General features: G+C 68.3%; 6 protein-coding genes and 1 tRNA gene. 1 reads left to right on the top strand and 6 read right to left on the bottom strand.

Annotation, left to right across the window (positions count from 1 at the left end; genetic code table 11):
* The 4 genes from FUT87_RS16065 to FUT87_RS16080 form a co-directional block, all read right to left on the bottom strand.
* A partial coding sequence (locus FUT87_RS16065; protein WP_147241664.1) for a nitronate monooxygenase family protein occupies nt 1-881 on the bottom strand: 881 nt, incomplete at its 3' end.
* Nucleotides 882-989: 108 nt separating this feature from the next.
* Nucleotides 990-2,783 carry an acyl-CoA dehydrogenase gene (locus FUT87_RS16070; protein WP_147241665.1) on the bottom strand — a complete coding sequence of 598 codons (1,794 nt, stop codon included), beginning with the start codon at nt 2,781-2,783 and terminating at the stop codon, nt 990-992.
* 99 nt (nt 2,784-2,882) lie between these two features.
* Nucleotides 2,883-3,812, bottom strand: a complete 930-nt coding sequence (locus FUT87_RS16075; protein ID WP_147241666.1) for an electron transfer flavoprotein subunit alpha/FixB family protein — start codon at nt 3,810-3,812, stop codon at nt 2,883-2,885.
* 28 nt (nt 3,813-3,840) lie between these two features.
* Entirely contained in the window at nt 3,841-4,590 is a 750-nt protein-coding gene (locus FUT87_RS16080) for an electron transfer flavoprotein subunit beta/FixA family protein (protein ID WP_147241667.1), read from the bottom strand.
* 260 nt (nt 4,591-4,850) lie between these two features.
* Between FUT87_RS16080 and murI the strand changes: the two genes are divergently transcribed.
* Nucleotides 4,851-5,780: a glutamate racemase gene (gene murI / locus FUT87_RS16085; RefSeq protein WP_147241668.1), complete on the top strand. Its 930-nt coding sequence runs from the start codon at nt 4,851-4,853 to the stop codon at nt 5,778-5,780.
* On the opposite strand, the gene FUT87_RS16090 is transcribed toward murI, so the two are convergent.
* Nucleotides 5,723-7,015, bottom strand: a complete 1,293-nt coding sequence (locus FUT87_RS16090) for an MFS transporter (protein WP_147241669.1) — start codon at nt 7,013-7,015, stop codon at nt 5,723-5,725. The genes murI and FUT87_RS16090 overlap by 58 nt on opposite strands.
* A gap of 28 nt (nt 7,016-7,043) precedes the next feature.
* Nucleotides 7,044-7,131, bottom strand: a tRNA-Leu gene (locus FUT87_RS16095).
* Between the last annotated feature and the right edge of the window lie 123 nt (nt 7,132-7,254).

The following is a 7,254-nucleotide window of genomic DNA, read 5'->3' on the forward strand; positions in this document are numbered from 1 at the left end:
AGCACCTCGCGGATCGCGCCGATGCCCTGGCCGCTGCCCCACACGTCCTTCCACGCCTTCGCGCCGTTGCCGCCGAAGTTCATCTTCGTCGGGTCGCTCTCGGGCAGGTTCTCCGGATCGAGCCCCGCCTTCACGATCGAACCCTTCAGGTAGTTGCCGTGCACGCCGGTGAACAGGTTGCTGTAGACGATGTCGTCGCTGTTACTCTCGACGATCATCTGCTTGTACTCGTCGGCGGCGCGAGCCTCCTGGGTCGCGATGAAGGCCGAGCCGATGTAGGCCAGGTCCGCGCCCATCGCCTGCGCCGCCAGGATCGCGTCGCCGCTGGCCATCGAACCCGACAGCGCCAGCGGACCGTCGAACCACTCGCGGATCTCCTGGATCAGCGCGAACGGGCTCTTGACGCCGGCATGGCCGCCCGCGCCCGCCGCGACGGCGATCAGGCCGTCGGCGCCCTTCTCGATGGCCTTGCGCGCGAACTTGTTGTTGATGATGTCGTGCAGCACGATGCCGCCCCAGCCGTGCACCGCGGCGTTGACGTCCTCGCGCGCGCCCAGCGAGGTGATCACGATGGGCACCTTGTACTTGGCGCACAGGGCCATGTCGTGCTCGAGCCGGTCATTGCTCTTGTGCACGATCTGGTTGATCGCGAACGGCGCCGCCGGCGACTCCGGATGCGCGCGGTCATGCGCGGCCAGGGTCTCGGTGATCTCGGCCAGCCAATCTTCGAGCAGCTCGGCCGGGCGCGCGTTGAGCGCCGGCATCGAGCCGACGATGCCGGCCTTGCATTGCGCGATCACCAGCTTCGGATTGCTGATGATGAACAGCGGCGAGCCGATCACCGGCAGGCGCAGGGTGTTGAACAGCGGGGGAAGTGCCACCTCGGAATCTCCTCGGGTCAAGTCGACGGATCGTTGCCGTCCATGGTGGCCCCGGCGCGCGCGGGAGCGCGTCGCGCCGGGGACGTCGAGATCAGGTCGGGACGCGGCTCAGAAAGCGTCGACCGGCAGCGCCATCACGCTGCCCGCGCCGTTCACCACGGCATCGCGCTGCGCGGCGCAGCGCGGCAGGATGTGCTCGGCGTAGAAGCGCGCGGTGGCGATCTTGGCATCCATGAAGGCGACGTCCTGGCCGGCGGCCTTGAGCTCCTGCGCCGCCAGCAGCGAGCGCGCCAGCTGCCAGCCGGCCATCAGGTTGCCGCCCACCATCAGGTAAGGCACCGAGCCGGCGAAGGCGGCATTCGGATTGGCCTTGCCGTTGGCGGCGATGAAATCGACGACGTCGACGAAGGCCGCGCGCGCCGCCGCGAGCTGCGCCCGCACCGCCAGCGCGTCGGCGCTGCCGCTGGCGGCCAGCGCGCCTTCGGTCTCCTCGACCTGCGCAGCGACCGAACGCGCGAACGCGCCGCCGTCGCGCACCGTCTTGCGGCCCACCAGGTCGTTGGCCTGGATCGCGGTCGTGCCTTCGTAGATCGGCAGGATGCGCGCGTCGCGGTAGTACTGCGCCGCGCCGGTCTCCTCGATGAAGCCCATGCCGCCGTGCACCTGCACGCCCAGCGAGGTGACCTCCAGGCTCATCTCGGTGCTGTAGCCCTTGACCAGCGGCACCATGAATTCGTAGAAGGCCTGCGCCTGCTGGCGGGTCTCGGCATCCTCGTGGTGATGCGCCATGTCGTAGGCCGCGGCGGCATCGATCGCCATCGCGCGGCAGCCTTCGACCAGCGCGCGCTGCGTCATCAGCATGCGGCGCACGTCGGGGTGGTGGATGATCGCGGCCGCGTCCTTCGACGAGCCATCCACCGGGCGCGACTGCACGCGGTCCTTCGCGTACTCGACCGCCTTCTGGTAGGCCCGGTCCGCCACCGCGATGCCCTGCACGCCGACGCCGAAGCGGGCCGCGTTCATCATGATGAACATGTATTCGAGGCCGCGGTTCTCCTCGCCGATCAGCGTGCCGATGGCACCGCCGTGATCGCCGAATTGCAGCACTGCGGTCGGGCTGGCCTTGATGCCCAGCTTGTGCTCGATGGACACGCAGTGCGCGTCATTGCGCGCGCCCAGCGAGCCGTCCGCGTTGACCAGGAACTTGGGCACCAGGAACAGGCTGATGCCCTTCACGCCTTCCGGCGCGCCCGGCACGCGGGCCAGCACCAGGTGGACGATGTTGTCCGCCATGTCGTGCTCGCCCCAGGTGATGAAGATCTTGGTGCCGAAGATCTTGTAGGTGCCGTCGCCCTGCGGCTCGGCGCGCGTGCGCACCATCGCCAGGTCCGAGCCCGCCTGCGGCTCGGTCAGGTTCATCGTGCCGGTCCACTCGCCGGAGATCAGCTTGGGGATGAAGGTCTGCTTCTGCGCCTCCGAGCCCGCCACCAGCAGCGCCTCGATCGCGCCATCGGTCAGCAACGGGCACAGCGCGAAGCTGACGTTGGCCGCCTGCACGATTTCGCCGCAAGCCGCGCCGATCGTCTTGGGCAGGCCCTGGCCGCCATAAGCCTCCGGATGCTGCAGCCCCTGCCAGCCACCCTCGACGTACTGCTTGAACGCCTCCTTGAAGCCGGGCGTCGCGAAGACCTCGCCGTTCTTCCAGTACGAGGGGTTCTTGTCGCCTTCCACGTTCAGCGGGGCGATGACGTCCTCGTTGAGCTTGGCCGATTCCTCGAGCACCGCCTGCGCGGTGTCCAGGCCATGGTCGGCGAACGCGGGAATCTGCTCGGACAGCGTCTGCAGGCCAGCCAGGGCCTGCATGTCGAACAGCATGTCCTTGATCGGGGCGCGGTAGGTCATGGAGTGTCTCCGGATGAAAAAAGGGCGCCGCGCGTCGTCGGCGGGCGCCCTTGGTCTTGTCTGCGACCGTTCGATGCGGCCGCGGTGCTCAGCGATCGATTACAGGGCCTTGACCAGTTCAGGGACGGCCGTGAACAGATCGGCTTCCAGGCCGTAATCGGCGACGGAGAAGATCGGCGCTTCCGGATCCTTGTTGATCGCCACGATCACCTTGGAGTCCTTCATGCCGGCCAGATGCTGGATCGCGCCCGAGATGCCGGCGGCGATGTACAGCTGCGGCGCGACGATCTTGCCGGTCTGGCCGACCTGCCAGTCGTTGGGCGCGTAGCCCGCGTCCACCGCGGCGCGCGAGGCGCCCAGCGCGGCGTTCAGCTTGTCGGCCAGCGGGGTCAGGACTTCATTGAACTTGTCGCTGCTGCCCAGCGCGCGGCCACCCGACACGATGATCTTGGCGGCGGTCAGTTCGGGGCGGTCGCTCTTCGTGACCTCGCGGCCGACGAAGCTGCTCTTGCCGCTGTCGGCCACGGCCGTCAGCGATTCGACCGCGGCGCTGCCGCCTTCGGCCGCCGAATCGAAACCGGTCGTGCGGACGGTGATCACCTTGACCGAGTCGGTCGACTGCACGGTCGCGATCGCGTTGCCGGCGTAGATCGGACGCTCGAAGGTGTCAGCCGAGACGACCTTGGTGATGTCGCTCACCTGGCCCACGTCCAGCAGCGCGGCCACGCGCGGTGCGACGTTCTTGCCGGCAGCGGTGGCCGGGAACAGGACGTGCGAGTAGTCCTTGGCGATGGCGATCACCTGCGCGGCGACGTTCTCGGCCAGGCCGTCGGCGAACTGGGCGCCGTCGGCGTGCAGCACCTTGGCGACGCCCGAGATCTTCGCCGCGGCCTGCGCGGCGGCACCGGCGTTGGAGCCGGCGACCAGCACGTGCACGTCGCCACCGATGGCGGCGGCGGCGGTGACCACGTGGTGGGTGGCGCCCTTGAGCGAGGCGTTGTCGTGTTCAGCGATGACGAGGATGGTCATGTCTTATCTCCGAATCTTGTTCTGGGGCTCAGATGACCTTGGCCTCGGTCTTCAGCTTCGTGACCAGCGTGGCCACGTCCGGCACCTTGATGCCGGCGCTGCGCTTGGGGGGCTCGGCCACCGACAGCGTCTTGATGCGCGGCGCCACGTCCACGCCCAGGTCGGCCGGCTTGACCACGTCCAGCGGCTTCTTCTTGGCCTTCATGATGTTGGGCAGCGTCACGTAGCGGGGCTCGTTCAGGCGCAGGTCTGTCGTCACGACCGCCGGCAGCGTCAGCGACACGGTCTCCAGGCCGCCGTCGACTTCGCGCGTCACGTTGACCTTGCCGTCGGCCACTTCCACCTTCGACGCGAAGGTGCCCTGCGGCAGTCCCGTCAGCGCGGCCAGCATCTGGCCGGTCTGGTTGCAGTCGTCGTCGATGGCCTGCTTGCCCAGGATCACCAGCTGCGGCTGTTCCTTGTCGACCAGCGCCTTCAGCAGCTTGGCCACGGCCAGCGGCTGCAGTTCGGCGTCGGTCTCGACGAGGATGGCGCGGTCGGCGCCGATGGCCATCGCGGTGCGCAGCGTTTCCTGGCATTGCGTGACGCCGCAGGACACGGCGATCACCTCGGTGACCACGCCCTTCTCCTTCAGGCGGACGGCTTCTTCGACGGCGATCTCGTCGAACGGGTTCATGGACATCTTCACGTTGGCGATGTCCACGCCGGTTCCGTCACTCTTGACGCGCACCTTGACGTTGTAATCGACGACTCGTTTGACGGGGACCAATACCTTCATCGAAGCACTCCAAGCTGGATTGACGTTAACGTTAATTCGATTCTATGGGAGCCCCGGGGCGCCCCCGTGTCTCCCAGCCGTCATGCGCCCCTGCTCCCGTCCCGGAATCTCCGTGGACCCGCGAGCACCGCCTCGGCGCCGGCTCGAAAATAAAACGAACGATCGTTCTATTCTAGCCATCGATTCACGGCTGCCAAGCGGGTGGAGGCCGGGAATGAGGGAATCCCTCTAGACTCCGCTCCCGACACGCCACCCCCACGATGACGATCTTGAGTTCAGCGCCCTCCGCCACCGCCCCCGCCGACTCCCTCGAACGCGAGTCGCGCGTCCCCTGCATCGGGGTCTTCGATTCCGGCGTGGGCGGGTTGACGGTGCTGAAGGCGCTGCGGGAGCAGCTGCCCGAGGTGCCGCTGCACTACCTCGCCGACACCGCGCACGCGCCTTACGGCGACCGCAGCAGCGAATACATCGTCGATCGCAGCGTGCGCGTGGCCGAACGCCTGCGCGAGGTCGGCGCGCGGATGGCGGTCGTGGCCTGCAACACCGCCACCGCGCACGCGGTGCAGGCGATGCGGGACCGCTGGCCCGACTGGCCGGTCGTCGGCATCGAACCGGGCGTGAAGCCCGCCGTCGCGGCGACCCGCAACGGCCGCATCGGCGTGATGGCAACGACCGCCACGATCGCGAGTCGACGCTTCGAGCAGCTGGTCGCCGCGCATGCGGGCGACGTCGAGCTCATCAGCCAGCCCTGTCCGGGCCTGGTCACCCTGATCGAGCAAGGCGACCTGGGCAGCGACGCACTCGGTGCGCTGATCGAGCGCTTCTGCGCGCCGCTGCGCGCGGCCGGCGTCGACACGGTGCTGCTCGGCTGCACGCACTATCCGCTCGTGCAGTCGCGCATCCAGGCGGCGCTGGGCGAGGAGGTGCGCTTGCTCAACATCGAAGACGCGGTCGCGCGCCAGGCCCGTCGGGTCTGGGAAGGACTGGGGCTGGCATCGACGGGGACGGGGTGCGTGGTGCTCGAGAGCACGGCGATCCCGCGCCGCTGCAGCATCTGGCCCGCGAGGCGCTGGGCTGGCGTGACATCGTCGCCGCGCGCGCCACGGCTTGAAGCCGGGCGCCGTCGAGGTGCTCAGACCAGTGCGCGCGAGAGGCCTCTCGTCATGTCCACGCGCCGCAGCAGCCAGTAGCCCAGCACGAAGAACACCCCGGTGGACAGGATCGCGAGCCGGTGGTTGCCCGCCGTCAGCACGGTGACCGCGCCGTAGGTCAGCGGCCCGATGATCGCGGCCAGTCGCGTGGCGAAGGTCCACAGGCCGAAGAATTCGGCCAGCCGGTCATGCGGCGCGAGTGCGCCGGCCAGGGCGCGGCCGCAGGACTGGCTCGATCCCATGCACAGGCCCGCGATCACCGCGGCGATCCAGAACAGCCAGGCGGTGGTCGCCAGGAAGGCCAGCAGCGCCATGATCATCCAGCCGACGAGCGTGATCGCGAGCGCCGGCTGATGGCCGATGCGGTCCTCGTAATAACCGAACACGAACGCGCCGACAGCCGAAGCGATGTTGACCAGGAACACCAGGGTCATCGTCTGCGCCTGGGTGAAGCCGAGCGCCTGCTCGGCGTAGACGGCGGCCAGCGCGATGACGACGGCGATGCCGGCCTGGTAGCTGGTGCCGCAGGCCAGCAGGCGCAGGAAGTCCGGATAGGCACGGGCGCGCTGCCACGACGCCCACAGCTGCGAGAGGCCGGAACCCATGCGCGCGGCCCGGCGTGTCGCGCACGGATCGGCGCGCTCGCGCAGCAGCAGGAAGGTGGGCAGCGCGGCCAGCAGATAGAGGCCCGCAGTGATGAGCATCGTGACCGGCACGAAGTGACTGGCGGTGTCGCCGCGCGCTTGAGCGCTCAGCACATAACCCAGGCACAGCCCCAGCGCGAGCATGCCGCCCAGATAACCGAAGGCCCAGCCCCAGCCGGACACGCGGCCCAGCGCGTCGCGTCTCGCGAGCTCGGGCAGGAACGCCGCGATCAGCGATTCGCCATAGGAAAAGAAGACATTGGAGACCACGACGGCGACCGCCGCCCACCACAGTTGATCGGGCCCGAACACCGCGAGCGCCGCTGTCGAGAGCACGCAAGCGCCGGTGCAGAAGCCAAGCAGCTTCTTCTTCGCGCCGTGCGCGTCGGCCCAGGCGCCCAGCCCGGGCATCGTCACCATCACCAGGAAGCTGGAAATCGCGATCAGCACGGTCCAGAGCAGCGTCGCCGACGGCTGGCCCCGGGCGATCACGCCGACGAAATAGGCGTTGTAGACGGCGGTCAGGACAACGGTCGTGTAGCCCGAGTTGGCGAAGTCGTACATCGACCAGCCAAGGACCTCGCGTTTGCGGACGCCCGGGTTCAACAGTTCCTGCGCAAACATGCCCATGCGATGCGACCGCCGGTTGCCATGCGCGTGGTGCCTGGAACGGGACTCGAACCCGTACGCCGGTTGAGGGCGGCGGATTTTAAGTCCGCTGTGTCTACCGATTTCACCATCCAGGCCACGGCGGCTCCGAGCGGAGTTCCATGTCGTAGTGACCGGGCATTATCGGGGCCACCGGGCAAGAAAAAAGGGAAGCCGCGGAGGCTTCCCTTTTCGAGATTTTTGGAGCGGGAAACGAGGCT

The organism is Mitsuaria sp. TWR114, assembly GCF_007997345.1.

Excerpts from the sequence above, each read along its gene's own strand:
- FUT87_RS16090 (WP_147241669.1), bottom strand. The coding sequence starts at position 7,015 with ATGGGCATGTTTGCGCAGGAACTGTTGAACCCGGGCGTCCGCAAACGC.
- FUT87_RS16070 (WP_147241665.1), bottom strand. The coding sequence starts at position 2,783 with ATGACCTACCGCGCCCCGATCAAGGACATGCTGTTCGACATGCAGGCC.
- FUT87_RS16075 (WP_147241666.1), bottom strand. The coding sequence starts at position 3,812 with ATGACCATCCTCGTCATCGCTGAACACGACAACGCCTCGCTCAAGGGC.
- murI (WP_147241668.1), top strand. The coding sequence starts at position 4,851 with ATGACGATCTTGAGTTCAGCGCCCTCCGCCACCGCCCCCGCCGACTCC.
- FUT87_RS16080 (WP_147241667.1), bottom strand. The coding sequence starts at position 4,590 with ATGAAGGTATTGGTCCCCGTCAAACGAGTCGTCGATTACAACGTCAAG.